The sequence below is a fragment of the Streptomyces sp. NPDC050433 genome, from assembly GCF_044458565.1.
In the GTDB taxonomy this organism is placed as follows: Bacteria; Actinomycetota; Actinomycetes; order Streptomycetales; family Streptomycetaceae; genus Streptomyces.
In genome coordinates, this window is sequence record NZ_JBITIB010000003.1 from 343,362 (window position 1) to 369,829 (window position 26,468).

A 26,468-nucleotide genomic window follows, 5' to 3' on the forward strand; every position below is an offset into this window, starting at 1 on the left:
CTCGGGGAGTTATCGCGGGCCACGCGGGCTCGGAGGAGCGGTGGTCTCGCGCAGGACGAGGCGGATGGGCATCCGCACCTGCCCGGCGGGTGGTTCGGCGTCGGGCTCGTCCAACTGCCGCAGCAGCAGCGCGGCGGCCTCGGCGCCCTGGTCGGCGACCGGCTGGGCGACGGTGGTCAGGCCGACCACGTCGGCGAGTTCGTGGTCGTCAAAGCCGACGACGGACACGTCGTCCGGCACCTTCAGCCGATGGCGGCGCAGGGCGCGCAGGGCGCCCATCGCCATCTCGTCGGACTGCGCGAATACGGCGGTCGGCGGGCGGGAGGCGGTCAGCAGTGCCGTCATGGCCCGCTCGCCTCCCTCGACGGTGTAGTCACCGTCCGCCTCCAGGGCGGCATCGGGCTCTATCCCGGCGTCGGTCAACACGTGCAGGTAGGCGTTGCGCCGCTCGATGGGGGTGGTCCAGTGCTGCGGCCCGCTGGTCCCGCTGATCATGCCGATCCGGCGGTGGCCGAGGTTCACCAGGTGCCGTACGGCGCTTTCGGTGCCGGCCCGGTCGTCGATGCCGACGACGGTGAAGCCCGGCCGGGCGCCGCCGACCGTGGTGGCCAGCGGCACCCCCAGTGAGCGCAGCGCGGCCGACTCGTCGTCGTCGGGAATGAGGAGCGTCAGCACCGCGTCCACCCGCTTGCGCACCGGCAGCCTGGTGAAGAAGCGCTTGCGGGTCTCCGGCGAGCCCAGGTTGTACAGGAGGACGTCGTACCCCGCGGCGCTGAAGACGTGCTCGGCGGCGTCCACCACCGTGCCGAAGAACCAGCGGCCCACGTACGGCACCAGCACACCGATCGTGTAGGTGCGGCCACTTGCCAGGCTGGAAGCCGAACGGGACGCGGTGTAGCCGAGCTGGGCGGCGAGGGCCGCGATCTGCTCGCGCACCTCCTCCGACACCCCCGGCCGGCCGCGCAGCGCGCGGGACACGGTGGACGCCGAGACTCCGGCGGCACGGGCGACATCGGTGATGCTGGCCGTCACGGCGGGTTCCTCCCGTTGATTTCACGTCGGTGTGAGCTGTGGGTGACGTGACCGTAAACCCGACCATCTTGTTGCGCAAGCGTTTGCGTTCAGATTTACTTGGGCCGATCCTCGGGAGACCCTTTTGTTGTCAGGCGTCAGCGCACACGTTTGGGCGCTGTAGAGCGACAGGAACTGTGCATGCGATACGCCCCGCCCGGCCTCTGCGTGAACGACTTCGCCCTCCTGCGCGACGAGGACGGCACATACGTGGTGCTGCACCTCCAGGGGCCCTGGACACCGGAGTTCGACCATCTGCGGATGGAGACCTCCTACGGCCGGGCCACCTCCACCGACCTGGTCGGCTGGCAGCCGCAGGGCACCGCTTTCGGGGTCGGCCTGCCCGGCCGCTTCGACCAGCAGGCCGTGTGGACGATGCACCCCGTCCGGCACGGCGCGGGAATGGCGATGCTCTACACCGGCGTGAGCGGCCTGACCCCGGGCGGCTGGCCGCTGCAGAGCGTCGGACTGGCGTACTCCGACCGCACCGACGGCACAGGCTGGCGCCGCCACGGCACCGGACCGGTCGCCGAGGCGGACCCGCGCTGGTACCGCACCGGCGAACACATGGGCTGGCGCGACCCGTTCGTGGTACGCGATGACGAGTCGGACGGCTGGGTCATGGTCCTCTGCGCCAGCGACGCGTCCCTCCCGGTGGAGGTCAGCGGCTGCGTCGCCTGGGCAACCTCCGACGACCTGGAGCACTGGACCGTCCACCCGCCGCTCATCTCGCCCGGCGACGTCGACGAGTTGGAGTGCCCGGTCCTGGAACGCCTCGACGACGGCCGCTGGTTGCTGCTCGGCTCCATCGGCGCCACCCGCGGCTTCGAATCGTGGACCGCCCCGAGCCTGCGCGGCCCGTGGACGAGGCACGGCCCCCTCGGGCCGACCGGCGCCTACGCCCCGCGCGTCATCACCGCACCCGACGGCTCCCGCGTCGTGCTGCACACCACGCCCCGCCGCGTCGGTCTCAGCGACACCGGCGACCACTGCCGCGGCATGCTGGCCCAGCCGAAGTCGCTTGTGGTGGAGGGCGATTCGGCTCCCCGCCTGGAATGGTGGCCAGGCCTGAACACCTGGCTCGGCGAGGAGACCGAGCGCCCCACCCCGCACGCGGTCGGCGACATCGGCATAACCGGGCCGGTCGAGATCACCCTGCGCACCGACACACCGGACACCGACCGTCCCGCCCTCGTCGTTGGCTGCGACGGCAAGAACCTCTGGGTCGCCGGCCCCGACGGGACCCGCCTTCGCGAGACCGTCCTGACGGGCCCCGTCTCCACCCTGCGCATCCTCACCGTCGGTGAGTACGTCGAGGTCTACGCCGACGGCCTGTTCGCGCTGGCCACCTTGTGCTACTCCGGGCATCCCGCCCCGTGGACGGCCGCCGCAGAAGGACGCGAAGGCACCATCCCCGTCCGCCCGATCCGGCTGTCCGACCCGGACCGCGACGACGCCTCGGCCATCTGGCCCGGCCCCTCAACTCCCTGACGGGTCCAGCCCGCGCCCGCTGATCGACACCCGGCACGACCACGGCCCCGGGGGGCGGCACCTCGACAGGTGGTGCCGCCCCACCCCCTAGGGGCCTGTCCCCCCGTTCAGTCCTCCGCCGACGCCGCCCCCAGCAGTTCCCTGATGTGCGTCGTCGCCTCGCGGAACTCCGGCCGGGCCAGCGTCTCCACGTAGTCCCGCTCGGGCGGCAGCCCCACGTCGATGATCTCCGTGATCGTGCCGGGCCGCGGACTCATCACCACGACCCGGTTCGCCAGATAGACCGCCTCCGAGATGGAGTGCGTGACGAGCAGCACGGTCGTGCCGGTCTCGCGCCAGATGCGGTTCAGCTCCATGTTCATCTGCTCGCGCGTCAGCGCGTCCAGCGCGCCGAACGGCTCGTCCATCAGCAGCACCGGCGGCTGGTGCAGCAACGCCCGGCAGAGCGCCACCCGTTGCTGCATCCCGCCGGACAACTCGTGCGGATAGGCGTCCTCGAAGCCTCCGAGGCCGGTCATCTTGATGAGTTCGTCGGCGCGTTCACGCGCCACGGCGTTCGGCATCCGGCGCATCTCGGCCTGGAGCAGGATGTTGCGCCGGGCGCTGCGCCACTCCAGCAGGGCGGCCCGCTGGAAGACGTAACCGATGTCCGGCCTCGGCCCGTCGACCTGCTCGCCGTGCAGCCGTACGTCACCGGCGGACGCCTTCAGCAGCCCGGCCACCAGCTTGAGCAGGGTCGACTTGCCGCACCCCGAGGGGCCGACGATCGCCACGAACTCGCCCATCGGCACGTCGAGCGACACATCCCGCAGGGCGGTGACGTCGCGGTCCTTCGTACGGAACCGGACGGCGACGTCGCTCAGGGAGACGGCCGCCGTGCCGTCCGTCGTCACGCCGTCCTTGGTCAGGCTCGTCTTGGCGGTCTCGCTCACGCCATGCTCCCGGAGAGTCGCTTCCCTGGGCATCGTCATCCCTTCAGTGCCGAGCTGTCCCAGTAATCCGACGGGGCCTTCGGGTTCTTCACGAGACCGGCCTCGGCGAAGACATCGATGGTCTCCTGCCAGTCGGCCTCGGTGTTGAGTCCGGGGGCCTTGCCCTGGGTCGACTCGGTGTGCAGCAGCGTCATCGTCGTCGCGAACTGCTCGGTGAGTACGGCCTCCGGCGGCAGCTGCTCGGACGCGCCCTCCATCGCGGCGACCGCGGGCTCCGGCGCCTTCTCGGCCGCGGCCCACGCCTCGCTCACCGCGGCGGCCATGCGCTTGGTGAGGTCGGCGTCCTGCTTGAGGATCTTCTGGCCGGCGATCAGACCGTTGGAGTAGAAGTTGAGCCCGTGCTCCGAGAAGCGCAGATACTCGACGTCCTTCTTGGCCTTGTCCGCCATGGTCGGGCCCTGGTCGCTCGCGTAACCGAGCAGCGCGTCCGTCTTCCCGGAGATCACCGCGGCGATCTTGCCCGCCGGGTCGGTGTTCTGGATGTTGACGTCCGACAGCTTGAGGTTGTTCTTCTCCAGGAAGATCGGGAACGTCTTGCTGAGCGCGTCACCGGCCGTTCCCGCGATCGTCTTGCCCTTGATGTCGGCGGGCGTCTTGATGTTCTGGTCGGCGAAGAACTGCACGGACGACGGCGTCGTCTGGAGCATCACACCGAGGCTCTTGACGTTGACGCCCTGGTCGACGCCGCTGATCACGGCGGGGGTGTCCGCCCAGCCGAAGTCGGTCTGGCCGGCGGCGGTCGCCTGGACGGTCTTCTGTGAGCCCTGGCCCGCCCTGATCTCCAGGTCGATGCCGTGCTTCTCGAAGATCTTCTCCTTGACGCCGTAGTAGAACGGCGCGTGTTCACCGTACGGGTACCAGTTGAGCGTCAGCGTCACCTTGTCGAGCTTCTTGCCCGAGTCGCTGGTGGTCGTGGAGTCGCCGTCCTCGCCGCAGGCGGTGGCGACCAGGAGAAGCGGCACGAGGCCGATCAGGAGTCTGCGGGAGTGCATGGCTGGCCCTTCTCGAAGGAGAGGTCGGGGTCGGTCGGTCTCATCAGAACGAGGTCGTGACGTTGTTGTCCCGGCGGCTGGCGTGCCAGGGCAGGAGGAGCTTCTCGGCGATCTCGACCAGGACGAACAGGACGACGCCGATCAGTGACATGACGAGCAGGCCCGCGAAGAGCATGGGGGTGTCGAGATTGCCGTTGGCCTGGAGGATCACATAGCCCAGGCCCTCGTTGGCGCCGACGAACTCGCCCACGACCGCGCCGGTGACCGCGAGCGTCACCGCGACCTTGAGGCCCGAGAACAGATGCGGCAGCGAGGCCGGGAAGCGGATCTTGGCGAAGGTCTGCCACGGCTTCGCCCCCATCGTCGCGGAGAGCTGGAGCATCTCGGGGTCGACCGCCTTGAGGCCGGTGACCATGGAGATCACGACCGGGAAGAAGGCGATGAGCACCGCGATGAGGACCTTCGGGGTGATGCCGAAGCCGAGCCAGACGACGAACAGCGGGGCGATGGCGATCTTCGGTACGACCTGGGCGAAGAGCAGGATCGGGTAGAGGGTCTTCTCGACGGTCGAGGAGTAGACCATCACCACCGCCGCGAGGACCCCGACGACGACCGCGATGAGGAAGCCGAGCAGGGTCTCGTACGTGGTCACCCACGTGTGTTCCCAGATGTAACTCGTCTTGCCCGTCAGCACGTCCAGGGTGGCCCCCGGCGAGGGCACGAGATACGGCTCGACCAGTTCGGCGGCGGCGATCGCCCACCACGCGACGAAGCAGGCGAGCAGCAGCGCGACGGGCCGCCAACTCGTCTCGACGGCCTTACTGAACCGCTCCCCCGCTCCTGGCCTGTTGCGTGTGGCGACTCCCGCGATCTCTTTGGCCGGTCCCGGCATGACGCTCTGACTCACAGTGAACTCCTCGGAAATCAGGAGCGGTTACTAGGCGCTGTCCGATCCTCTGCTGTACCGGTTGCCGTACTGCCGTACCGGAAGAAGCGCTTTCAGAAAGCGCTTTCTGGTAAGGTGATCGCCACGCTAATGACTGCTTGTCCGAACGGTCAATAGGTCGTCCGGAAGTTTCCGGGCCCCGCCAAGGGCCCTGCCGCCACCGCGACTCGGGGGCCGACTTGACTGATCGGGAATCACGGACCCATGTGACGCTGGACGTTGTGGCCCGCCACGCGGGGGTCTCCCTGGCGACCGCGTCCAGAGCCCTGAACGGCACCACGCGCGTACGGGACGAACTGCGGGACCGGGTACGGGCGGCGGCGGATTTGCTCGGTTACATCCCCAACGCGCACGCCCAGGCGCTCGCCAGTTCGTCGAGCAACACGGTCGGCCTGATCTGCCACGACGTGGGCGACCCGTACTTCGCCGCGATCGCCGACGGCGTGATGCGGGCAGCCGCCGAGCAGGACGTCCTGGTCATGCTGGCGAGCACGTTCCGCGAACCGGGGAGGGAGATCGAGTACGTCTCCATCCTCCGCGCCCAGCGCGCCCGCGCGATCCTGCTGATCGGCTCCGGCTTCCAGGACCGCACCTGGGAACGGGCGCTGAGCGCCGAGTTGGACCCGTACATCCGCGCGGGCGGCCGGGTCGCCGTCGTCAGCCGGCACCGTAGTGTGCGCGCCGACGCCGTCCTGCCGGAGAATCGCGCGGGCGCGGCGGCCCTCGCCCGCGCACTGCTGGCGCAGGGCCACCGGCGGTTCGCCGTGCTGAGCGGACCACCCGAACTCACCACGGTCGCCGACCGGTTGGCCGGTTTCCGCGAAGGCCTCGCCGAGGCGGGGGTCACGCTGGATCGCGACTGCGTCGTGGAGGGCGCGTTCACCCGCGACGGCGGCTATGAGGCCGCTCGCGAACTCCTCACCCGCCCGACCCGCCCCACCTGCGTCTTCGGAGTGACCGACGTGATGGCGGTGGGCGCGCTCGCCGCGTTCAGGGAGGCGGGCGTCGACGTGCCCGCCGACATCTCGCTCGCGGGCTTCGACGACATCCCGCTCGTACGGGAGTTGACTCCCCCGCTCACCACCGTCGCCCTGCCGCTGACCGCCATGGGTCAGCAGGCCATCTCGCTGGCACTGCGTGAGCCGCACGGGCAGCGGTCGCGTGTGCTCCGGGTGGGCGGCGAGGTGGTGCTGCGCGCGAGCACGGGGCCGCCACCCGTCGATGACGCGGCCGGCCTGTCGACGCAGGGAGAGGGGACATGAGGGAAGAACGGGGCACCATGACGATCGACCGCGTCGAGACGTTCGCCGTCGAACTGCCCACCCACCGCTCCTTCGGCGTCGCGGGCGGCTCCGTGGCCGTCGCCGGGACCCCGTCCGTCCGGATCCTGGTCCGGGTGGGCGCCGACGGGGTGTACGGATGGGGCGAGGCAACACCCATCCCCGCGTGGACGTACGAGACCGCCGAGTCCATCGTGACCACGATCGACCGCTATCTCGCACCCGCGATCATCGGCACACCGGCCTGGAATCTGGACGCCGTCGACACCGCCTTCGACCGGGCCGTCAACCGGGGCCTCACCATCGGGGCGCCCCTCGCCAAAAGCGCCGTGGACGTCGCTCTGCACGATCTGCTCGGCCGGGCTGCAGGCCTGCCGCTCGGGGTGCTGTGGGGCCAACGCCGCTCCGAGAGCATCGAGTTGGGGTGGATCGTCTCGGGCCAGTCGCCCGCCGAGGTGGGCGACAGCGTCGCGGAGGGCCGGGCCGAGGGATACCGCGCCTTCAAGGTCAAGATCGGTCTGCACGACGAGGACACCGACGCGGCCGTGGTGGCCGCCGTACGCGAACACGCTCCGGACGCTCCGCTCTGGGTGGACGCCAACCAGGCGTACACGGTGCCCGTCGCCCTGCGGATGGCCCGCCGGCTCGACGCGCTCGGGGTCACCGCCTTCGAACAGCCCCTGCCCGCCAACGACATCGCCGGGCTGCGGCGGCTGCGGGACCTGTCGGCCGTGCCGGTGGCGCTGGACGAGAGCCTGCGGCATCCGAGCGACCTGGCGACGTTCGTACGGCTCGGGGCGGTCGACGTCGCGATCGCCAAGGTGCAGCGCAGCGGCGGCCTCACGCTCTCCCGGCGGCTGTGCTCGCTCGCCGAGGACTGCGGGGTCGAGCTGATGGGGTCGGGACTCACCGAGTCGGACCTGGGGCTGGCCGCCTCGCTGCATCTGTTCGCGGCGTACGGCATCACGACACCGGTCGACCTCAACGGCCGCCAGTTCATCGGCTCGCCGTACGTGGGCGAGACGGTGCGGGTCGGGAACGGGACCGCGTGGGTGCCCGAAGGGCCGGGACTCGGGGTGGAGGTGGACGAGTCAGTGGTGAGGGAACTGGCCGTCGACGTACTGGAACACCGTGCCTGACCAGGTATTTGATGACCCGTCATGTATCGCTGTCAGATGCCTCCGTCCTCCCTCCGGCGTATCTGCTCGGACAGCTCCGCCGCCAGCGACTTGACGGTCGCCAGACCGGCTCGCCCCCACTGCCGGGGCTGGGTGTCGAGCACGCACACGGTGCCGAGCGCGATGCCGGTGCGGTCGATGAGCGGCACGCCCAGATAGGAACGCAGGCCGGTCTCGTCCACGATGGCGTTGCCTGCGAACCGCGAGAAGTCGCGTACGTCCTCAAGGACCAGCGCCTTGCGGCGTACGACCACATGGGGGCAGTAGCCGTGGTCGCGGTCCCTGAACCGGCCCGTCTCGGGGGCCGGGGAGTGCAGCCCGGCGTAGAACTGCCGTTCCTCGTCAACGAAGTTGACCATCGAGTACGGCGCGCCCGCGAGTTGGGCGAGATGCAGCGCGAAGGCGTCGAAGGCGGGCTCGGGCCGCTCGCCTAGCCCGAGCAGACGCAGCCGCCGTACCCGGTCGGGCGCGTCCCGGTCGACGGGAGTGAGGAGCAACCGGCCGATGGGGTCGCACCTCACAGGGACACCCCGCCGTCCAGCGACACCTCGTCGCCCAACGGCACTCCGTCGCCCAACCGCTCCCCCTCGTCAGATCGGTCCGCGACAGGAACCGCGGTGAGCAGGTGCTGGACGAGGGTGACCAGCACCTGGATCCCGGAGCTGGCGATGCGCGCGTCGCATATCACGACGGGCACGTCCGGCCGGAGATCGATCGCCGCCCGTACCTCCTCGGGGTCGTAGCGGAAGCTGCCGTCGAACTCGTTGACCGCGACGACGAATCCGATGCCGCGCTGCTCGAAGAAGTCCACGGCGGAGAAGGAGTTCTCCAGCCGCCGCGTGTCGGCGAGGACGATCGCGCCGAGCGCGCCCCGGCACAGCTCGTCCCACATGAACCAGAAGCGTTCCTGGCCGGGAGTGCCGAAGAGATAGAGCACATGGCGCTCATCGAGAGTTATCCGGCCGAAGTCCATCGCGACCGTGGTCGAGGTCTTCAGCTCGACGCCCGTCAGATCGTCGGTCTCCGCCCCGACCTGTGTCAGCAGTTCCTCGGTGCTCAGCGGCGCGATCTCGCTGACGGATCCCACGAATGTCGTCTTGCCCACCCCGAAGCCACCGGCCACCAGGACCTTGAGCGCGGTGGGGAAAGGGGTGGGGAAGGAGTCAGAACTGTCGTCGTAGACCATCGAGTACTGCCTCCAGAAGGGAACAGTCGCTGGGATTGTCGAAGTTGTGCGGTGGCCGGACGGTGACCGCGCCGCTGTCCATCAGGTCGGACAGCAGGATCTTCGTGACGACGGCGGGCAGCCGCAGATGCCCGGCGATCTCCGCCACCGACATCGGCCCCTGGCAGAGTCCGAGCGCCTCGCTGTGCTCGGGGCCGAAGTACATCTGGCTCGCCGCGCCCGTGGCCATGACCAGCGACATCAGGTCCAGCTCCGCAGTCGGGCGGGTCCGGCCGCCGCTGACCGTGTACGGGCGGATGAGCCGGCCCGCCGCGTCGTCCAGCCACGGCCCGTCCGTCGGGACCGTCACGCTCACTGCCCCGTGACGCTCGATGTGGTGCCCACCGCCTGCCTGACGGGCGTCGCCAGATAGGGCCTGACGCTCTTGACCAGCATCGCCATCTCGTAGCCGAGCACGGCTGCGTCCGCCTCACGGCCGGCCAGCACGGCCAGGCAGGTGCCGGAACCCGCCGTCGAGACGAAGAGCAGGGTGGAGTCCAACTCGACCACGACCTGGCGCACTTCGCCGGTGTCGCCGAAGCGCGCGCCGGCGCTGCGGCCGAGTGAGTAGAGGCCGGACGCGAGAGCGGCCATGTGGTCGGCGCTGTCGGGGTCGAGGCCGTGGACGGATCGGACGAGTCCGTCGGAGGAGAGGAGTACCGCGCTGCGGGTGTACGGCACCCGTTGGACCAGGCCGCTGAGCAGCCAGTCGAGATCGGAGACGTGGACTGTCGGCGCTTCGCTCGCCATGGTGATCTGCTCCTATTGGGGGTTGTCTCGGTCTTGGCGTCGCGGATCCGCCAGTTCCCTCACGGGCGGGGGAGTTGGGGCGGGGCCCGATTCGCCCGGTTCGCCTCGGGCGGGCTGGACCTCCGCGAGGCCGATGCCGCGCTGGAAGGCGGCCATCAGGCCGGGATCGTGGAGCACCGGTTCGTCGTCACCGGGCGGGGCGGGCGCGTCCCTCAACTGGGGGACGAGATGTTCCTGGCTGCGGCGCCTGGGCAGTTGGGGCCGGTCCATGGTGCCGCGCACGACGCCGGGCAGGGACTCCGCGGACGGGTCCGACGAGAGGTCGGACACCGGCAGAAACTCGGGTGGCGCGGGCTCCGGCCCCGGATGCCGACCCGGCTGTGGGTCCTGACCCGCCTCGGGCTGCCGGGGCCGCGCGATCGGGCGAGTGCGGGCGGCGCGTTCGCCGCGCTCACCACGTTCGCCGCGTACGGGCAGCGGCCGGCGTCCCGAGGTCCGCCGGTGCGAGCGCTGTGCTCGGGGCTGCTGCGGATACGGCTGCCGGGCCTCCGCCACCGGGCCGGGCTCCGCCTCGTACACCTGAACGGGTACGGGCGGGGGCGGCGGTGCCGGAACCGCCGTCTCCGGTACGTGCACAGCCTCGGGCGCGGCGGTCCCGGCCTGCTGCGGCCCGTCGCCGTTGGGGTCGGCGCCCAACAGCGCGCGCGGCAGCACCAGTACGGCCTGGATACCGCCGTAGATGTTGGCGTGCAGCCGGACGGCGATGCCGTGCCGGCGGGCGAGGGCGGACACCACGAACAGCCCGATCCGTCCGTCCTGGAGGAGATGGGCGACATTGACCTGGTCGGGGTCGGCGAGCAGCGCGTTCATCCGCTTCTGCTCGTCGGCGGGCATGCCGAGCCCGCGGTCCTCGACCTCGATGGCGAGTCCGGAGGTGACCTGCTGGGCCCGGAGCAGGACTTGGGTGTGCGGCGCGGAGAACAGCGTGGCGTTCTCGACCAGTTCGGCCAGCAGGTGGACGACATCGGCGACGGCGTGGCCGCGCAGCGCGCCGCTGATGGGCGGCACGAGTCTGACGCGCGGGTACTGCTCCACCTCGGCGATGGCCGAGCGCAGCACCTCCGTCAGGGTGACCGGCCGGCTCCACTGGCGGCGCGAGATGGCTCCGCCGAGTACGGCGAGATTCTCGGCGTGCCTGCGGATGCGGGTGGCGAGATGGTCGACGTGGAAGAGACCTTTCAGCAGGTCCGGATCCTCGACCTGGTTCTCCAGCTCGTCCAGGAGCTGGATCTCCCGGTGCACCAGTGACTGGAGCCGGCGGGCGAGGTTGACGAAGACCTCGACCTTCTGTTCGTTGCCGACGCTGCTCGACAGCCGGGACGCCTGGACGACGGCGGCGACCGCGGCCTCCTGGGACCGCCCCAGTTGCTCGGCGAGCAGGTCGAGTTCGTCGCCGACGGGAGCCTTCACCGCGGGCGTGCGGCGCGGCGGCGGGCCCTCGCCTCGGCGGAGCTGTTCCACGACGCCGCGCAGGTCGGCCTGGGCGCGGGCGCTCGACCGGCGCAGCGCGTTGCTCCGGTCGATCACGGACTTGGACACGCGGTCGGCGCCGACGGCGGCGGCCGTGGCCGCGACGACGCCGATGAGCACCGTACTGACGACGGCGGCCCAGATCTCGGCGGTCGGCCGCACCTCGCCGGAGCGGACGGTGACGAGCAGGGCGAGCAGACCGGTGAGCGTGGTTATGACGGTCGGCAGCACGGCGGCGCGCAGGAGTTGGGGGCGTATACGGGCTTCGGGCGGCGCCGGCGCGTCGGGCCGGCCCGGTGCGGCCGGTCCCTTGGCCGGCGACGTCTTGGCCGAGGGCGTGCGGGTGCCCGGCCGGCCGTGCCGTCCGCCTTCTCGGCGGTCGGGTCGCGCGGTGGGTGCGCGAAGTTGAGACATCATTGTCCTCGGTACGTGGGGCCCCAGGCATTCGGTGTTCTGCGGCGGTGTGATGCGCGGTCGTCGGTGCGTGGCGGCAGGCAGACATGTGAAAGCTGCCCAGCGTTGATCACCGAGCACTCACGGTAGTTGGCCAATAGTCAGTCGCGGCGGGCAGTTGACGAACTTGCCCACAGAGCATCCCGCTCTGGTATGAGCTGTCGCACAACAGTCCGAAACAGTGCAATCACTGCAACCGCCTTGAGGGCCGGAGCAGTTGCCCACGTCTCCGACCCTCGTCCGCCGCGCGCCCCCGCTCTCGCACCCCGTGCGACGGGGACCCCGGCTAGTCGCCCGCGAGGATCACCGAACGGGTGAGGTGGCGCGGGCTGTCCGGGTCGACGCCCCGCGCGTCGGCGAGCGCGAGGGCGAGACGCTGGATCCGTACCAGCTCGGCCAGCGGGTCGAGTTCACCGGCGACCCACAGCCCGCCGGTCGCGCCCACCTGTTCGGCGAGACCGTCGGGCGCGGGGCCGAGCAGCCAGGTCGCCGTGCCCTCGGTGGTGATGCTGATGGGGCCGTGCCGGTACTCCATGGCGGGGTACGACTCCGTCCAGGCGAGCGCCGCCTCCCGCATCTTCAGGGCGCCCTCGTTGGCCAGCCCAACGGTCCAGCCCTGTCCGAGGAAGGTGAACTGCGAGCAGTCGGTGACCCCTTCGGGCAGCGGCTCCGCCAGGGCCCGCTCCCCGTCGGCGACCACCGACGCGGTGTGCAGAGCGAGGTGGGCGCGGAGCAGGGTGAGAGCGGTGGTGGCGAACCGGGTCTGCACGACGGATCGTTCGTCGGCGAAGTCCAGAACGACCAGGTCGTCGGCGGCCGAACGGATCGGCGTCTCGGGGTCGGCGGTGATCGCGGTCGTACGGGCCGAGCCGCGTGCGGCGGCCAGCAGCCGCAGGACCTCGGTGGTGGTGCCCGACCGGGTCAGCGCCACGATGCGGTCGTAGCGGCGGCCCGCCGGGAACTCGGAGGCGGCGAAGGCGTCGGTCTCGCCCTGCCCCGCACCCTCCCTGAGCGCCGCGTACGCCTGGGCCATGTAGTAGGAGGTCCCACAGCCGACGACGGCCGTGCGCTCACCTGCCTCGGGCAGTCGGCCCGAGCCGCGCAGGCCGTCGGCCAGCTCCGCAGCCCGGCTCCAGCTCGTGGGCTGGCTGGCCAGTTCCGTCTGGACAAACGTCACGTCGGCTCTCCACTCTCGATCATCGCGGCAGAATGCTTGTTTCTGCATGTTAGGGCAGCCTTTCAAGCATATTCAAGCAGATCTATCTGGGCCTGGAGGTGCTTGAATGATCGAATGGCGTGATGAAGGAGATGCGGTGAACCGGTACGAACGGCACAACACCCTGCTCGAACTGCTCGCCGAGCGGGGGCGGTTGGACGTCGACGACGTCGCCGCAGAGCTGTCCGTGTCGGCGGCGACCGTACGCCGCGACCTCGACCATCTCGCCGAGCAACAGCTGCTCACCCGAACTCGCGGCGGGGCGTTCGCGCACTCCGTCTCGTACGGTCTGCCGCCCCGCTACAAGTCGGTGAACATCGCCCATGAGCCGGCCGTGCGCCCGCACATCAAGATCGTGACTACGGGCGGGGTGGCCATGCCGCAGTCGTACGAGCTGGTGGGGCCGCTGGCCAGGCACATCCTGGGCGAGGTGAGCCTGGACATCGCCTTCGTCGGCGCCGACGCCGTCGACGTGGAGGCGGAGGCCGGTGCGCGCAACGAGCACGAGGCGAGCATCAACGCGCTGCTCGCCGCACGGGCGTGCAGGCTCGTGGTGGTGGCGGACAGCTCGAAGCTGGGCGCGCCGGCCTTCGCCCGGATCTGCCGGACGGAGGCCATCGACACGCTGATCACGGACGCGGGCGCCCCCGAGCAGGCGGCGCCGTTCGAGGAGCGGGGCGTGAGCGTTGTCCAGGTCTGACGGGCCCTGACGGCGCGAGGACAGGCGGGGACGGGCGTCGTTACGGCGCGCTCCGCGCGGAGGGCGCCGCCTCGGACGGATCCCCGCCGGGGCCGGTCGTACCGCCGGCGCCCTTCACCTGGTCCTTCGTAGCCGACTCCGCGCCGGAGGCCGAACCCGCCGTGGACGCTGACGCTGCCGAAGCCGCGGCCGGTGTCGCTGCCGAGACGGACGCCGTGTCCCCGGCGGCCGGTACCGCCTCCGGCCAGCCGTCGGCGGGCGGGACGGCAACCGAGCGCCACCACGGGGTGCCGGGGATGGTGTCGCTCAGGGTCGGCTCGTAGGACTCACCCGGACGCGGCAGCGCGATCCGTACGCCCGCCTCCGCCGCCGCCGTGACCGTGCCCTCGCCGGGCTCGGCCCACGGGTGCGGGGCCAGGTTGAACGTGCCCCAGTGGATCGGCAGCAGCACGCCGGACGGGCTGCCCTGCTGGAGGTCGAGGTGGGCGCGCAGGCCCTCGGCCGGGGTCATGTGGATGTCCGGCCAGTATTCGCTGTAGGCGCCGATCTGGATCATCGTGGCGTCGAAGGGGCCGTGCGCGGCGCCGATGTCGCGGAAGCCGGTGAAGTAACCGGTGTCGCCGCTGTGGTAGATCCGGTGCTCGGGTCCCGCGACGGCCCAGGACGCCCAGAGGGTGTGCTGCTGGTTGCGCAGGCCACGGCCGCAGAAGTGCCGCGCGGGTGTCGCGGTGAACGAGATGCCCCCGACCTCCGCCGTCTCGTTCCAGTCCAGCTCGCGCAGACGGGAGGCGGGCACTCCCCAGTGCTCCAGGTGGGCGCCGACGCCCAGCGGCACGGCGAAGATCGTGTTCGTGGAGGCGAGGCCCTTGATCGTCGGCAGGTCGAGGTGGTCGTAGTGGTCGTGCGAGATGACGACGACGTCGACCGGTCCGAGTGCGGCGAGCGAGACGGGCACCGGGTGCAGTCGCTTCGGCCCGACGAAGGAGAAGGGGGAGCAGCGCTCGCCCCAGACCGGGTCGAAGAGCACGCGCCGACCGTCGATCTCGGCGAGGACGCTGGAGTGGCCCATCCAGGTCAGCCGCAGCCCGGAGACGGGCGGTACGGCGAGGTCCGCGAGGGTGTCCTGGTGGACCGGGATGGGGGTGGCGGGCGCGCGCCGGGCGCGCGCCTCCTTGCGGAAGTAGACCTTCGACATCTCCAGCATGGAGCCGGACGGTCTGGTTCTCGCGGTGCCCTCGGGATTCTGGAACACGCCGTCGGCGAAGTTCGGTGAGTTGTGGATCCGCTCCAGACGCTCGCCGGCCGAGTCGGCCCCGAATGCCTCGGCCCGCATCGCGCGCAGCCGGGAGCGGAGTGAGGGTGGGGAGCCGGCGCCGTTCACTGCATCTCCTGAAGGTTCGGGTTCATCTCATTATGGGCGGTTTTCATGACCGGGGTGCCACGTCGGTGCGCCGTCCGTGGCACGTATCAGCAACGTGCGGACGATCTCCCGGATTCCCGCGCACGGCCACCGACAGACGAAATCCGGCCACGCGGCCACGGCCCGACAGCCACCCGGCACCCCCTCCGGCGATCTCTTTGACAGCCGCACACCCCGCTCCCGATACTGACTTTCCATTCAGTTGCAGCGCTCCCCCACGGTCTGCCGTCGTGCCTGGAGGCACCCATGTCCCCCCTGATATCGCTGACCTGGATCGACCATGTGACCGGTCGCGAGGGGTATCTCGTCATCGACCGGCTGGTGCGCGGAGTCTCCAGCGGTGGGCTGCGGATGCGCGACGGCTGCTCGCTGGACGAGGTCACCGGTCTCGCCCGTGGCATGACCATGAAAGAAGCGCTGCACTACAACGACGACCCGTCGGCGCGCTACATCCCGCTCGGCGGCGCCAAGGGCGGTATCGACTGCGACCCCCGTGACCCTGCGGCGTACGGCATCCTCGTCCGCTATCTGCGCGCCGTGCGGCCGTACATCGAGACCGTCTGGACCATGGGCGAGGACCTGGGGCTGACCCAGGACCTGGTCGAGCGGGCCGCCGCCGAGGCGGGGCTCGTCTCGACCGTCCAGGCGATCCATCCGCTCCTCGACGACGAGACGGCGGCGCGGCAACGGCTCGCGGACGCGTTCGCCGTTGATGTCGACGGCATCGGCCTGGACGAACTGGCCGGCGGCTGCGGTGTGGCCGAGGCCGCGCTCACCGCGCTCGACCGCGCGGGGGTGCCGTACGACGGGACTCGGGTCGCCGTACAGGGGTTGGGCACCATGGGCGGGGCGACGGCGCGGTTCCTGGTGCGCGCCGGGCTCAAGATCGTGGCCGTGGCGGACATCAAGGGGACCATCGCCTGTCCGGAGGGCCTGGACGTCGAGGCACTTCTCGCCGCGCGTGACGCGTTCGGGACGGTGGACCGCGCGGCGCTGCGGCCCGGCGACCGGGAACTGCCGGGCGACGCCTGGCTGTCGGCGGACGCCGAGATCCTGGTGCCCGCGGCCGTCTCGTACGCGATCGACACCGCCAACCAGGCACGGATCACGGCCCGTTGGATCGTCGAGGCGGCGAACATGCCGGTCCTGGCGGACGCCGAGGAACTGCTGGCCGCGCGCGGGATCACCGTACTTCCGGACGTCGTCGTCAACTCCGGGACGAACGCCTGGTGGTGGTGGACCCTCTTCGGCGACATCGGCCCGGACCCCGACGAGGCCTTCGCCCACACGCGGCGCTCCATGCGCGCGCTGACGGAGCTGATGCTGGAACGCGCGGAGACCGGGCGTACGACTCCGAGAGCCGCCGCGCACGCGATCGCCGCCGGCCGACTGCCCCTGATCGCCGAGAGGTTCGGTCACTGCCGCTGACACCGGGCGGTCCCGCTCGGGGCCGGGCGGTCCCGCTCGGGGCCGGGCGGGACCGCCGGTGACCGGCTGGTTTACGGCCGGGGGGTTTATGTCAAACGGCGCGAGTTAGGGTTCGGAGTGTGGCGAGAGTACGGCTGAGTGTGGAGGAGCGGCGCGAGGACCTCCTGCGCGCCGCGGTCGATCAGATCCAGACACGGGGGGTGGCCGCCGTGCGTATCGCCGACGTCGCCGCCGCCCTCGGGGTGAGCAACGCCCTGGTGCTGTACCACTTCTCCACGAAGGAGAAGCTTCTCGCCGCCGCCTTCCGGCACGCCGCCGACGAGGACCTGGCGGAATTGCGGGAGTTGCTGGGCCGCCGGACCAGTGCGCTGCGCAGGCTGCATGCCGCGACCCGCTGGTACGCGCCGACCGGTGAGGCCAAGGGCTGGCGGCTGTGGATCGAGGGATGGGCCGCGGCACCGCGCGAGCCGGTGCTCCACGAGGTGGCCAGCGAACTCGACCAGCAGTGGAAGGCCGCGCTGGCCGCCGTCATCACCGAGGGTGTCGACGCCGGCGAGTTCCGCTGCGCCGACCCGGTCGCGACGGCCTGGCGGCTGACCGCGCTCCTGGACGGTCTCGCGGTGCAGATGACGTCGTACGCGGGAGCACTCACCCGCGACACCCTGCTGGAGTGGTCGGACGAGGCGCTGGCGCGCGAACTGGGCATGAACAGAGCGACGTTCACCGCCGGCATCCGATGACCGGCCCCGCCGTCACGGCCATACTGTGGCGGACATCCGGAATCCGGAACGAAGGTGGAGACAGTGGCGCAGCAGACCGAACGTGAGCCGGAGGTCGAGCCCGGCATCGAGCCGGGAGCCGAGCCGAACCATGATGTGCTGGTCGTCGGCGGCAGCGGGGTGGACACCGTGGTCCGTGTCGACTCGCTTCCCGTCCCGCTCGCCGACTCGGTCGGTGTCGGGCCGATCCGCGAATGGCCGGGGCAGACGGGCGGCAACGTGGCCTTGGGCTGTCAGGCGCTGGGACTGAGCGTCAAATTCCTCGATTTCATCGGTGACGACTGGACGGGCGGCCAGGTCCGCGAGCATCTCGCCAAGGGAGGCGTGGACTTCGAAGGGCTGATCTCGCCCGCCGGTACGCGCCGTGCGGTCAATCTCGTCGAGAAGACAGGCCGCCGGATGTCCTTCCACGACGCGCGCGATCCGGAAGACCTGCGGATGCCGCGCGAGTTCTATCTGCCGCACCTGAAGCGGGCCCGCCATGTCCATGTGTCGATCACGAACTTCACCCGGTTCCTCTTCGACGACATCATCGAACAGGGTGTGCCGGTCTCGACCGACCTACACGACTGGGACGGGATGGACGCCTACCACCGGGAGTTCGCCTACCGCGCGGATCTGGTCTTCCTCAGCGCGGCCGGGGCGAGCGAGCGCATAGCGACGTTGATGCGGGAGATCCTGCGGGAGGGCAGGGCGCAGGCGGTGGTGGCCACGGCGGGCGCCGGAGGGTCGTATCTGCTGGCCCGTGGGGGAATCCGTACCCCCCGGCCGATCCCGGCGACCGTCCCGCCCGCACCGGTGGTGGACTCCAACGGCGCGGGCGACGCGTATGTCGCCGGTTTTCTCTACGGGCGTCTCGCCGGGCGGGACCTGGACGACTGCGCGCGCCTGGGCGCGATCGCGGGTGCCTACGCCTGCACCGTGGAGGGCAGTTCGTCGCTGATCGGCGCCGACGCGCTCCTGTCCGGCGTCTGACGACCCCGGCGGTCCGGGGAGCCCCGGCCCGGTGGACCTCGGCCGGTCAGGTCTGCCTCACCGGTTCGTACTCCTTGGCGTCCAGGCCGAACGTCCAGGCGACACCCTCATTGGCGGTACGAGTCCCCGGCGGCACCCGCAGCCAGTAGGTGCGGCTCGTGCCGTCGGGCTCGGGGGTGGAGTTGACGACCTCGACCATCACGACGTCCTCGTCGCCGTCGAGCGCTATCCGCCAGAGGATGCCGGTCTCGTCCTTGCCCATCGGCTGGGCTCCGGACTCGGTGAGATAGCGGTCGTAGCCGTAGTGCTCCAGCATCACACGGCGCAGTTCGGCGTTCTCCTCGGCGCGGATCCGCGCCGGGTCGAGCGAGGTGAGTTCGGCGAGGAAGTCGGCCGGGACGGGCATACCGCGCCACGCGTACAGGGCGAAGCCGTCGGGGTAGGCGAGGGCCGGACCGTCACCGCGGTCGAGGCGTCCCGCCTCGTCGCGGTGCAGCTCCACGGGACGTTCGCAGACCACCGCCACGTTCTCGTACGGCCACCACCAGCCGGCGTGCGCCGCGACCTCGGCGAGTCCCGTGAGCCGGTCGCCACGCCCGTCGAAGGCCGCGAGCCAGGCGGCGTCGTGCTGGCCGAGGACCGCGTCGAGCAGCAACTGACGTGTCCGGGCGAGGTCGTCGGCCTCCGTGCCGAGAGTTTCGGTGATGCCGGAGCGGATCCGGTCGGCGAGCGCGCGGGTGGTGTCCCACAGCCGGGCGCCGGTGGCTCCCCACCACTCGGCCCAGCCCGCCGGGCCCAACTCGTCGTGGATACGCCGTCGTTCATCCGCCCATGGTTTGGTGCGGACCTCCTCGCGGACCGAACTGCCCTGATCCGTGAGGGACCGCACGGCGGCGAGTCCGGCGAGCGGGGAGTCCGCCCACACGATCCGCTCCGGCTCGGTCAGCCCGGCCGTTCGGTAGGCGAGCCGTATGCCCGCCTCGGCCGCCGGCCGGTCGGCCGCCCCTGTCGCCGCCGCGACGCCCCGCCACTTGTCCACATGCTGCATGTCTGAAGCCCCGTCCCCTGTCGCGAACTGTTCTGTGTACTGCCGTGCCGCCACGGGCACTTACCACGTGTGGGTCGCCGCTTCTCAGTCGGCGACGACGCGAACCGCACCCGGCAGGTACTCGCGCTGACGCACCACGCGGAACCACCCCTTGGGCAGCGGGATCGCCGCGTGCTCCTCGTGCACCACCCGGCCGCCCTCCGGCAGATGGAGCAGCATCGGCCCGAACTCGCCGCCCGTCTCGCGGACGAGCAGGCCGGGGCCGGTCACCGCGTGAGCGTGTCCCGTGACCTCACCGAGCGCGAGCACGAGGCGTCCCCGCGCGTCCCTCGGCTCGCTCGGCGCCTCGGTGATCCCGGACGGCACGCTGTCGTCCGCGACGGGCACGATGAGCACGTCTCCCTGCCGGTACATGGCTCTCCCCTCGACCGGCGGCGCCGAGTGCGCCGACCTGTGAACGACGCTAGACGGTGGGTCTGACAATCGGCTCCGCCCCTCGAACCGGGCTGTCAGTGGGGCCTGTTACAACTTCTCTCAGCATCAAGCCGATCAACGCCGAAGCCCGGTGTCTGGAGCACTCGCCATGACCGTTTCGACCCACAAGCAGGAGCTGGACGGCCTGCCCGCGTTCGACTTCCCCGACGCCGAAGCCGAACCGGAGGCGAAGCTCCCCGACGCGGGGTCGGTGGCCTGGCGCGTCAGCGTCGACGCGTACGACAGCGAGGAGGAGTGGGAGTCGGCGTTCGCCCGTTTCCTCAAGGCCGTCGACACCACCGAGGTGCGCGCGCTGATCGTCGGCTCCTGGAGCGAGGCCTACGACTCCGAGCCGGAGGAGGTGATAGCCGCCATCCTCGCCGCGAGCGACCGACTCCCCTCTCTCCGTGCGCTGTTCGTCGGTGACATCACCTACGAGGAGTGCGAGATCTCCTGGATCAACCAAATGGAGATTGCGCCCCTGATCAACGGCCTTCCCCGGTTGCACTCGTTCGGGGTGCGCGGCGGCCAGGGTCTGGGCATGACCGGAATCAAGCACGAGCGGCTGCGTTCGCTGACCGTCGAGACGGGCGGTCTGGACGCGGACGTCGTACGGAACATCGGCGCGGCCGAGCTCCCCGCACTGGAGCACCTGGACATCTGGCTGGGGGTGTCCTGGTACGGCGCGAACACGATCGTGGCGGACCTCGATCCGTTCCTCACCGGAGCGCGTCTTCCCGCCCTGAAGTCACTGGCGCTGCGCAACAGCGAGATCCAGGACGACATCGCGGCGGCGCTGGCGGGCGCGCCGGTCGTGGCGCGGCTGGAGAGTCTCGACCTGTCGATGGGCACGCTCGGCGACGAGGGAGCCGAAGCGCTCCTCGCCGGTCAGCCGCTCACCCACCTCAAGAAGCTCGATCTCCACCACCACTATCTGAGCGAGCCGATGCAGAAGCGGATCCGCGCGACGCTGGAGCCCGCCGGTGTGGTCGTGGATCTCTCCGAGGGCGAGACCTCGGGGCGCGACGACTCGCGTTACACGGCGGTGGCCGAATGAACAGCGCGGACGGGATCGACCACTTCGACGGGTTCCACGGGCTTGAAGTCTTCACCCTCCCCCACGACGCGTCCCCGGAGCCGGGGGAGCTGCCGGACCCGGACGCCGTCGCCTGGCGGCTCGACTGCGGCTGGGACGAGGAGTGGCCGTTCTCCAGGGTGTGGCGGCAGTTCACGGAAGTCGTGGACATCGCGCGCGTGCGCGCGCTGGTCATCGGGCCGTGGTGGATCGGCGAGTACTCGGAGCTGGGGCCGACCCTGGATCTGATCGTCGCCGACGCGGCGCGCTTCCCCGCCCTGCGGGCGCTGTTCCTGGCGGACGTCGTGAGCGAGGAGTGCGAGGTCTCCTGGCTACGGATCAACGACATCACCCCCGCGATCGAGGCGTTCCCGCTGCTGGAGGAGTTCGGTGTGCGGGGCTGCGGCGACACCTACCGGGACGGTGACCTGCGGCTGCGGCCGGTGAAGCACGACCATCTGCGGGTCCTGCGTTTCGAGTCTGGCGGGCTGCCGGGGGCCGTTGTCCGCGCTGTCGGCGCGAGCGAACTGCCCGCGCTGGAGCATCTGGAGCTGTGGCTGGGCGTCACCGAGTACGGCGGCAACGCCACCGTCGCCGATCTGGCCCCGCTCCTCGACGGCGGCCGATTCCCGCGCCTGCGCCATCTGGGGCTCCAGAACAGCGAGATCCAGGACGAGATCGCCGGCGCCGTGGCTGCGGCGCCGGTCGTCGCGGGGCTCGAATCACTGGCGCTGTCCATGGGCACGCTCAGCGAGACGGGAGCCGAGGCGCTCCTCGCAGGCCAGCCGCTCACCCATCTGAAGGAGCTGGACCTTCGCCATCACTATCTGCCGCCGGAGTGGACCGGGCGGATCCTGGAAGCTCTGGTGCCGCACGGTGTGCTGGTGGAGATGGATCCGTCCGACAACATCGACGATGACGACGAGTGGCGTTATGTCGCCGTCTCCGAGTAGCGACGGGCCGCGCCCCGGACAGGACCTGGCGGTCGTCGGCAATCCCGCCAACCGCCGGGTCCGGTTGTTCCAGGACGCGGTCGAAGCCGCCGGGCTGTCGCCGGCCCGTGAAGTGGCGTGGCTCGATGTGCTGGGCGGGCGTGCGGAGTTCCGGCCCGGTGAGGTCGTACGGATCGAGTCGCCGGGCGAGGACGCGGCGGTGGAGCGGCTGTTGCGCGGCGCCGACGATCCGACACGGGTCGAGGGCACGGCGCTGTGGTACGCGCGGTTCACCTCCGCCGTACGGGAGTTGGGCCGGGCGGCAAGCGCGGCGGGGGCCGATCTCCTCGACGACCCGGACGAGTTGGCGGTGCTGTTCGACAAGCGGCTGTGCCACGAGGTGCTGGACCTGGCCTCCGTACCGGTGCCGCCGTCGCCGACCTCGGGACCGGGCGCGCCGCCCGTGTACGGCTGGGACGACGTACGCGCGCTGATGGGCGGTCCCGGTATGCGCCGGGCGTTCGTCAAGATCGCGCACGGCTCCTCGGCCTCCGGGGTGCTGGCCGTCGAGACCGCGGGTCCCGGTCGGGTGCGCGCGACGACATCGGTCGAACGGGACGCGGCCGGGCGGCTGTTCAACTCGCTGCGGGTACGGCGCCTGACCACCGAGCACGAGGTGGCGGCGATCGTCGACGCGCTGGCCCCGGACGGGCTGCATGTCGAGCGGTGGCTGCCGAAGGCCACGCAGAACGGCAAGGCGGCCGATCTGCGGGTGGTGGTCGTCGCGGGCCGCGCGACGCACGCCGTCGTACGGACCAGCTCGTCGCCCATGACCAATCTGCATCTCGGCGGCGCGCGCGGCGATCTGGAAGCGGTGCGCGCGGCGGCCGAAGCGGCGGGCGGCGGCGGGAGTTGGGCCGCGGCGCTGGACATCTGCGAACGCGCCGCCGCCTGCTTTCCCGGCACGCACTGCGTGGGGGTGGACCTGCTGCCGTCGACCGGCTGGCGCCGCTTCGCGGTCGGCGAGGTCAACGCGTTCGGCGATCTGCTGCCCGGCCTCACGGGACTGCCGGGCAGCGGCGCGGAGGGCCTGGACACGTATGGGGCGCAGCTCGCGGCACTGCGTGCGGGCGGGGCGGAAGCACGGGGTGCGGCTCTGAGACGAGAGGTTTCGAGATGAGGGGTGCGACGGACGCAGGGGCCGGCGCCGTCGTCGTCGGCGCGCCCGCGGTGCTCACGCCCACGACGGTCGCGCGCGCCGCGCGAGCGGACGAGGACGCGCGGATGCCCGACATGAGCCGCGTCGTCGGGTACGACGATCTGCTGCTGGTCACGCTCGACACGCTGCGTTTCGATGTCGCCACCGAGCTGGCCGCGGCCGGCCGGCTGCCGAATCTCGCCCGCCATCTGCCGGGCGGGCGCTGGGAGATGCGGCACGCCCCCGGCAGCTTCACCTACGCCTCGCACCAGGCGATGTTCGCCGGTTTCCTGCCGACGCCCGCCGCGGCGGGGCCGCATCCACGGCTGTTCGCGGCGCGGTTCGAGGGCAGCGAGTCCACGGCCGACAGGACGTACGTCTTCAACACACCCGACCTGGTGTCGGGTCTCGCGGACGCCGGGTACCGGACGGTGTGCATCGGGGGTGTCGGCTTCTTCAACAAGCGGGGCGCGCTCGGTTCCGTACTGCCGGGGATGTTCCAGGAGAGCCACTGGGAGCCGGAGTTCGGCGTGGCGTCGCCGACAGCGTTCGAGGCGCAGGTGGCCCGCGCGGAGCGGGTCGTGGCCGGACTGTCCGCAGATCAGCGGCTGTTCCTCTTCGTCAACGTGCCGTCGCTGCACCAGCCGAACTGGTTCCATCTGCCCGGCGCCACCCGTGAGGCGGGTGACTCGCGCGAGACGCACGCCGCCGCGCTCGAATACGTCGACCGGCACATCGGCCGGCTGTTCGCCGCCGTGAGCAGCCGGCGCCGCTGCTTCACGATCATCTGTTCCGACCACGGCACGGCCTACGGGGACGACGGCTGGAGCGGCCACCGTCTCGGCCACGAGTCCGTGTGGACCGTGCCCTACGCCCATTTCTTCCTGGAGCAGGGGGCACTGTGACGACCAACACGACCCGGCCGTACGAGAGTTACGTCTACGCCTATCCGCACAAGACCGCGTACCGCCCATTGGCCGACCGGCCGGCGCTGAGCGATCTGTGGGCCGGTGAGCGCAAGGACGCGCTCTCGCTCTATCTGCACATACCGTTCTGTGAGGTCCGCTGCGGCTTCTGCAACCTCTTCACACGCATCGGTGCGCCCGACGAACTGACGACGCGTTATCTGGACGCGCTGGACCGGCAGGCGACCGCCGTCGCCGACGCGCTCCACGCGGACGGCGCACCGGACAGCACGACGGGGGTGCGCTTCGCGGCGGCGGCCTTCGGCGGAGGCACGCCCACCTTCCTGACAGCGGGCGAGCTGGAGCGGCTGTGCGACATCGCCGAGAAGCGGATGGGCGCCGATCTGCGGGCTGTTCCGCTCTCGGTGGAGACATCGCCGTCGACGGCCACGGCCGACCGGCTGTCAGTGCTGGCCGATCGCGGAGCCACGCGGCTGAGCATCGGCGTGCAGAGCTTCGTCGAGGAGGAGGCGAAGGCGGCGGTGCGCCCGCAGCGCCGCTCCGACGTCGAGGCGGCGCTCGGCCGGATCCGGGACGCGCGGATCCCGGTCCTCAACATCGACCTCATCTACGGCATCGACGGCCAGACTCCGGAGTCCTGGCGGCTCTCGCTCGACGCGGCGCTCGCCTGGCGGCCCGAGGAGCTGTATCTCTATCCGCTGTACGCCCGGCCGTTGACCCCGCTCGGACGGCGGGCCCATCCCAGTGAGGCCGACTGGGACGCCCAGCGGCTCGATCTGTACCGGCGGGGCCGGGACCATCTCCTGGCGCACGGCTACGAGCAGGTGTCGATGCGCATGTTCCGCCTCCCCGGCGCGCCACGCGAAGGGGCGGACGACTACGCGTGCCAGACCGACGGCATGATCGGCCTCGGCTGCGGTGCGCGGTCGTACACCTCGCGGTTGCACTACTCCTTCGACTACGCGGTCGGGATGCGCGAGATCCGGAACATCATCGACGCCTATACGACCACCGAGGACTTCTCCCGCGCCGAGGTCGGCCGGGCGGTGGACCCGGACGAGGCGCGCCGCCGGCACCTCCTCCAGTCGCTGCTCCAGGCCAAGGGCATGGCGGTGGAGGACTACCGCGAGCGGTTCGGCAGCCGCCCCGGCGACGACTTCCGCGCCGAACTCGACCGCTTCGCCGGCCTCGGGTGGCTCAACACGGGCTCCGAGCCCGGCGTGCTGCGGCTCTCGCCCGAAGGTCTCGCGCACTCGGACGCGCTGGGCCCGGCGCTGTTCTCCCCCGCCGTCCGGGCCGCGATGGCCTCGTACGAACCGAAGTGAGGCAGCAGCCGTGGACCTGACGATCCTCTACCGGGGCCCGCTCGCCTCCTGCGACTACGACTGCCCCTACTGCCCGTTCGCCAAGCGCCGCGACAGCACCGCCCAGTTGCGGGCGGACCGGGCCGCGCTGACGCGCTTCACGGCGTGGGCCGCCGGGCAGACGGGCGACCGGTTGTCGGTCCTCTTCACGCCGTGGGGCGAAGGTCTCACCCGCTCCTGGTACCGGCGGGCGCTCACCGACCTCTCCCAACTCCCCCATGTCGCACGGGTCGCCATCCAGACAAACCTCAGCTGCCGTACGGACTGGCTGCGGGCCGCCGACCCGGCGAAGCTGGCCCTGTGGTGCACGTACCACCCCGGCCAGACGCCGTACGACCGCTTCCTCGCCAAGTGCCGTGAGCTGGCCACCGAGGGCATCCGCTTCAGCGTCGGCATCGTCGGCTTCCCCGACCACCTCGGCCAGGCCCGCCGGCTCCGCGCCGACCTCCCCGACCACGTCTACCTCTGGGTCAACGCGGCGGAGGGCCGCAGCTATTCGGACCCGGAGGCCACCGCCTGGACCTCGATCGACCCCCTGTTCCCGTACAGCCGCCACCCCCACCGCTCGGCCGGCCTCCCCTGCCGGACGGGCGAATCGGTGATCTCGGTCGACGGCGAAGGCACGGTCCGCCGCTGCCACTTCGTCCCGGCGGAACTGGGCAACCTCTACGACGGCTCGTACCGCCGGGCTCTCCGGCCCCGCGCGTGCCCACTGACCACCTGCGAATGCCACATCGGTTACGTCCATCTGGAAACACTGCCGCTGTACGACGTCTTCGCGGGCGGCGTCCTCGAACGCGTACCGGCAGACCCCGTCAGCCACAGCTGAACATTCTTGACCCGTGTATGTGACCTGCCCGACCCGGTCAAAATTCGCTCAAGCCGGAATACGGAAAAGGTCGTTGGGGGGGGCCCCGGGGGCGGGCCCCCCCCCCAAAGACAATTCAGCAGGTCACAAAGCAGATCCCGGCGAGGCGCGCCCGCACCAGGCGGGCGCCACACCACCCCAGCCCGACAACCGGGCA

26 protein-coding genes are annotated in these 26,468 nt (G+C 71.0%); 13 read left to right on the top strand and 13 right to left on the bottom strand.

The features are described from left to right. Nucleotides 1-9: 9 nt before the first annotated feature. Nucleotides 10-1,032: a LacI family DNA-binding transcriptional regulator gene (locus ACIBLA_RS06385; protein WP_363240703.1), complete on the bottom strand. Its 1,023-nt coding sequence runs from the start codon at nucleotides 1,030-1,032 to the stop codon at nucleotides 10-12. Nucleotides 1,033-1,212: 180 nt separating this feature from the next. Here ACIBLA_RS06385 and ACIBLA_RS06390 point away from each other — a divergent pair, with 180 nt between their 5' ends. Continuing rightward, nucleotides 1,213-2,562: a mucin-1 gene (locus tag ACIBLA_RS06390; RefSeq protein WP_399197926.1), complete on the top strand. Its 1,350-nt coding sequence runs from the start codon at nucleotides 1,213-1,215 to the stop codon at nucleotides 2,560-2,562. Between the two features lie 107 nt (nucleotides 2,563-2,669). Here the strand turns inward: ACIBLA_RS06390 and ACIBLA_RS06395 are convergent, their stop codons facing one another. The 3 genes from ACIBLA_RS06395 to ACIBLA_RS06405 are packed head-to-tail and all read right to left on the bottom strand — an operon-like array spanning nucleotide 2,670 to nucleotide 5,438. Continuing rightward, nucleotides 2,670-3,533, bottom strand: coding sequence for an ABC transporter ATP-binding protein (locus ACIBLA_RS06395; RefSeq protein ID WP_399197927.1), 864 nt, complete (start codon nucleotides 3,531-3,533; stop codon nucleotides 2,670-2,672). After that, the gene (locus tag ACIBLA_RS06400) at nucleotides 3,530-4,546 is read right to left on the bottom strand and encodes an ABC transporter substrate-binding protein (protein WP_363240699.1); all 1,017 of its coding nucleotides are present in this window, start codon (nucleotides 4,544-4,546) and stop codon (nucleotides 3,530-3,532) included. The genes ACIBLA_RS06395 and ACIBLA_RS06400 overlap by 4 nt, the downstream gene beginning before the upstream one ends. A gap of 43 nt (nucleotides 4,547-4,589) precedes the next feature. Continuing rightward, the gene (locus ACIBLA_RS06405) at nucleotides 4,590-5,438 is read right to left on the bottom strand and encodes an ABC transporter permease (protein WP_363240838.1); all 849 of its coding nucleotides are present in this window, start codon (nucleotides 5,436-5,438) and stop codon (nucleotides 4,590-4,592) included. 260 nt (nucleotides 5,439-5,698) lie between these two features. Between ACIBLA_RS06405 and ACIBLA_RS06410 the strand changes: the two genes are divergently transcribed. Then, the gene (locus ACIBLA_RS06410; protein WP_363240698.1) at nucleotides 5,699-6,754 is read left to right on the top strand and encodes a LacI family DNA-binding transcriptional regulator; all 1,056 of its coding nucleotides are present in this window, start codon (nucleotides 5,699-5,701) and stop codon (nucleotides 6,752-6,754) included. Continuing rightward, nucleotides 6,751-7,911 (top strand): mandelate racemase/muconate lactonizing enzyme family protein, encoded by a 1,161-nt coding sequence (locus tag ACIBLA_RS06415; protein WP_399197928.1) that lies wholly within the window; start codon nucleotides 6,751-6,753, stop codon nucleotides 7,909-7,911. Before ACIBLA_RS06410 ends, ACIBLA_RS06415 begins: the two co-directional genes overlap by 4 nt. A 32-nt stretch (nucleotides 7,912-7,943) precedes the next feature. Here the strand turns inward: ACIBLA_RS06415 and ACIBLA_RS06420 are convergent, their stop codons facing one another. The 6 genes from ACIBLA_RS06420 to ACIBLA_RS06445 form a co-directional block, all read right to left on the bottom strand. Next, nucleotides 7,944-8,471, bottom strand: coding sequence for a GAF domain-containing protein (locus ACIBLA_RS06420; protein ID WP_399197929.1), 528 nt, complete (start codon nucleotides 8,469-8,471; stop codon nucleotides 7,944-7,946). Next, nucleotides 8,468-9,136: an ATP/GTP-binding protein gene (locus tag ACIBLA_RS06425; protein ID WP_363240695.1), complete on the bottom strand. Its 669-nt coding sequence runs from the start codon at nucleotides 9,134-9,136 to the stop codon at nucleotides 8,468-8,470. Before ACIBLA_RS06425 ends, ACIBLA_RS06420 begins: the two co-directional genes overlap by 4 nt. Then, on the bottom strand, nucleotides 9,114-9,485 hold the full coding sequence (locus tag ACIBLA_RS06430; RefSeq protein ID WP_399197930.1) for a DUF742 domain-containing protein: 372 nt from the start codon (nucleotides 9,483-9,485) through the stop codon (nucleotides 9,114-9,116). The genes ACIBLA_RS06425 and ACIBLA_RS06430 overlap by 23 nt, the downstream gene beginning before the upstream one ends. A 2-nt stretch (nucleotides 9,486-9,487) precedes the next feature. Then, nucleotides 9,488-9,925, bottom strand: a complete 438-nt coding sequence (locus tag ACIBLA_RS06435) for a roadblock/LC7 domain-containing protein (RefSeq protein ID WP_399197931.1) — start codon at nucleotides 9,923-9,925, stop codon at nucleotides 9,488-9,490. Between the two features lie 12 nt (nucleotides 9,926-9,937). Continuing rightward, nucleotides 9,938-11,869 (bottom strand): ATP-binding protein, encoded by a 1,932-nt coding sequence (locus ACIBLA_RS06440; protein ID WP_399197932.1) that lies wholly within the window; start codon nucleotides 11,867-11,869, stop codon nucleotides 9,938-9,940. A 325-nt stretch (nucleotides 11,870-12,194) separates the two neighbouring features. Continuing rightward, nucleotides 12,195-13,085 carry an SIS domain-containing protein gene (locus tag ACIBLA_RS06445; RefSeq protein ID WP_399197933.1) on the bottom strand — a complete coding sequence of 297 codons (891 nt, stop codon included), beginning with the start codon at nucleotides 13,083-13,085 and terminating at the stop codon, nucleotides 12,195-12,197. Between the two features lie 136 nt (nucleotides 13,086-13,221). Here ACIBLA_RS06445 and ACIBLA_RS06450 point away from each other — a divergent pair, with 136 nt between their 5' ends. Then, nucleotides 13,222-13,824 carry a DeoR/GlpR family DNA-binding transcription regulator gene (locus ACIBLA_RS06450; RefSeq protein ID WP_399197934.1) on the top strand — a complete coding sequence of 201 codons (603 nt, stop codon included), beginning with the start codon at nucleotides 13,222-13,224 and terminating at the stop codon, nucleotides 13,822-13,824. 40 nt (nucleotides 13,825-13,864) lie between these two features. Here ACIBLA_RS06450 and ACIBLA_RS06455 read toward each other — a convergent pair whose 3' ends face one another. Continuing rightward, entirely contained in the window at nucleotides 13,865-15,157 is a 1,293-nt protein-coding gene (locus tag ACIBLA_RS06455; RefSeq protein ID WP_399197948.1) for an MBL fold metallo-hydrolase, read from the bottom strand. 333 nt (nucleotides 15,158-15,490) lie between these two features. Between ACIBLA_RS06455 and ACIBLA_RS06460 the strand changes: the two genes are divergently transcribed. The 3 genes from ACIBLA_RS06460 to ACIBLA_RS06470 all read left to right on the top strand — a co-directional run bounded on the left by ACIBLA_RS06460 (nucleotide 15,491) and on the right by ACIBLA_RS06470 (nucleotide 18,426). Then, nucleotides 15,491-16,672 carry a Glu/Leu/Phe/Val dehydrogenase dimerization domain-containing protein gene (locus ACIBLA_RS06460; RefSeq protein WP_363240689.1) on the top strand — a complete coding sequence of 394 codons (1,182 nt, stop codon included), beginning with the start codon at nucleotides 15,491-15,493 and terminating at the stop codon, nucleotides 16,670-16,672. 119 nt (nucleotides 16,673-16,791) lie between these two features. Beyond that, nucleotides 16,792-17,412, top strand: a complete 621-nt coding sequence (locus ACIBLA_RS06465; protein ID WP_363240688.1) for a TetR family transcriptional regulator C-terminal domain-containing protein — start codon at nucleotides 16,792-16,794, stop codon at nucleotides 17,410-17,412. Nucleotides 17,413-17,550: 138 nt separating this feature from the next. After that, nucleotides 17,551-18,426 (top strand): PfkB family carbohydrate kinase, encoded by an 876-nt coding sequence (locus ACIBLA_RS06470; RefSeq protein ID WP_363240836.1) that lies wholly within the window; start codon nucleotides 17,551-17,553, stop codon nucleotides 18,424-18,426. Between the two features lie 46 nt (nucleotides 18,427-18,472). On the opposite strand, the gene ACIBLA_RS06475 is transcribed toward ACIBLA_RS06470, so the two are convergent. Both ACIBLA_RS06475 and ACIBLA_RS06480 read right to left on the bottom strand, forming a co-directional pair. Further along, nucleotides 18,473-19,474: a DUF6745 domain-containing protein gene (locus ACIBLA_RS06475; protein ID WP_399197935.1), complete on the bottom strand. Its 1,002-nt coding sequence runs from the start codon at nucleotides 19,472-19,474 to the stop codon at nucleotides 18,473-18,475. 84 nt (nucleotides 19,475-19,558) lie between these two features. Further along, entirely contained in the window at nucleotides 19,559-19,888 is a 330-nt protein-coding gene (locus tag ACIBLA_RS06480; protein WP_399197936.1) for a hypothetical protein, read from the bottom strand. 169 nt (nucleotides 19,889-20,057) lie between these two features. Between ACIBLA_RS06480 and ACIBLA_RS06485 the strand changes: the two genes are divergently transcribed. The 6 genes from ACIBLA_RS06485 to ACIBLA_RS06510 all read left to right on the top strand — a co-directional run bounded on the left by ACIBLA_RS06485 (nucleotide 20,058) and on the right by ACIBLA_RS06510 (nucleotide 26,272). Beyond that, a complete protein-coding gene (locus ACIBLA_RS06485) occupies nucleotides 20,058-21,005 on the top strand; it encodes an STM4015 family protein (protein WP_399197937.1) in 948 nt (315 codons plus the stop codon). Further along, a complete protein-coding gene (locus ACIBLA_RS06490; RefSeq protein ID WP_399197938.1) occupies nucleotides 21,002-21,976 on the top strand; it encodes an STM4015 family protein in 975 nt (324 codons plus the stop codon). Before ACIBLA_RS06485 ends, ACIBLA_RS06490 begins: the two co-directional genes overlap by 4 nt. Next, nucleotides 21,957-23,135 (top strand): STM4014 family protein, encoded by a 1,179-nt coding sequence (locus tag ACIBLA_RS06495; protein WP_399197939.1) that lies wholly within the window; start codon nucleotides 21,957-21,959, stop codon nucleotides 23,133-23,135. Before ACIBLA_RS06490 ends, ACIBLA_RS06495 begins: the two co-directional genes overlap by 20 nt. A gap of 113 nt (nucleotides 23,136-23,248) precedes the next feature. Continuing rightward, nucleotides 23,249-24,058 (top strand): STM4013/SEN3800 family hydrolase, encoded by an 810-nt coding sequence (locus tag ACIBLA_RS06500; RefSeq protein WP_399197949.1) that lies wholly within the window; start codon nucleotides 23,249-23,251, stop codon nucleotides 24,056-24,058. Next, complete coding sequence (locus ACIBLA_RS06505; RefSeq protein WP_399197940.1) at nucleotides 24,055-25,404, top strand: STM4012 family radical SAM protein; 1,350 nt, start codon at nucleotides 24,055-24,057, stop codon at nucleotides 25,402-25,404. Before ACIBLA_RS06500 ends, ACIBLA_RS06505 begins: the two co-directional genes overlap by 4 nt. A 10-nt stretch (nucleotides 25,405-25,414) precedes the next feature. Further along, complete coding sequence (locus tag ACIBLA_RS06510; protein WP_399197941.1) at nucleotides 25,415-26,272, top strand: STM4011 family radical SAM protein; 858 nt, start codon at nucleotides 25,415-25,417, stop codon at nucleotides 26,270-26,272. The last annotated feature ends 196 nt before the right edge of the window (nucleotides 26,273-26,468 follow it).

Coding starts and splice junctions, on each gene's coding strand:
- ACIBLA_RS06395 (WP_399197927.1), bottom strand. CDS start 3,533: ATGACGATGCCCAGGGAAGCGACTCTCCGGGAGCATGGCGTGAGCGAG.
- ACIBLA_RS06500 (WP_399197949.1), top strand. CDS start 23,249: ATGAGCCGCGTCGTCGGGTACGACGATCTGCTGCTGGTCACGCTCGAC.
- ACIBLA_RS06460 (WP_363240689.1), top strand. CDS start 15,491: ATGTCCCCCCTGATATCGCTGACCTGGATCGACCATGTGACCGGTCGC.
- ACIBLA_RS06490 (WP_399197938.1), top strand. CDS start 21,002: ATGAACAGCGCGGACGGGATCGACCACTTCGACGGGTTCCACGGGCTT.
- ACIBLA_RS06440 (WP_399197932.1), bottom strand. CDS start 11,869: ATGTCTCAACTTCGCGCACCCACCGCGCGACCCGACCGCCGAGAAGGC.
- ACIBLA_RS06480 (WP_399197936.1), bottom strand. CDS start 19,888: ATGTACCGGCAGGGAGACGTGCTCATCGTGCCCGTCGCGGACGACAGC.
- ACIBLA_RS06455 (WP_399197948.1), bottom strand. CDS start 15,157: ATGCGGGCCGAGGCATTCGGGGCCGACTCGGCCGGCGAGCGTCTGGAG.
- ACIBLA_RS06485 (WP_399197937.1), top strand. CDS start 20,058: ATGACCGTTTCGACCCACAAGCAGGAGCTGGACGGCCTGCCCGCGTTC.
- ACIBLA_RS06400 (WP_363240699.1), bottom strand. CDS start 4,546: ATGCACTCCCGCAGACTCCTGATCGGCCTCGTGCCGCTTCTCCTGGTC.
- ACIBLA_RS06435 (WP_399197931.1), bottom strand. CDS start 9,925: ATGGCGAGCGAAGCGCCGACAGTCCACGTCTCCGATCTCGACTGGCTG.
- ACIBLA_RS06405 (WP_363240838.1), bottom strand. CDS start 5,438: ATGCCGGGACCGGCCAAAGAGATCGCGGGAGTCGCCACACGCAACAGG.
- ACIBLA_RS06390 (WP_399197926.1), top strand. CDS start 1,213: ATGCGATACGCCCCGCCCGGCCTCTGCGTGAACGACTTCGCCCTCCTG.
- ACIBLA_RS06495 (WP_399197939.1), top strand. CDS start 21,957: ATGTCGCCGTCTCCGAGTAGCGACGGGCCGCGCCCCGGACAGGACCTG.
- ACIBLA_RS06415 (WP_399197928.1), top strand. CDS start 6,751: ATGAGGGAAGAACGGGGCACCATGACGATCGACCGCGTCGAGACGTTC.
- ACIBLA_RS06425 (WP_363240695.1), bottom strand. CDS start 9,136: ATGGTCTACGACGACAGTTCTGACTCCTTCCCCACCCCTTTCCCCACC.
- ACIBLA_RS06475 (WP_399197935.1), bottom strand. CDS start 19,474: ATGCAGCATGTGGACAAGTGGCGGGGCGTCGCGGCGGCGACAGGGGCG.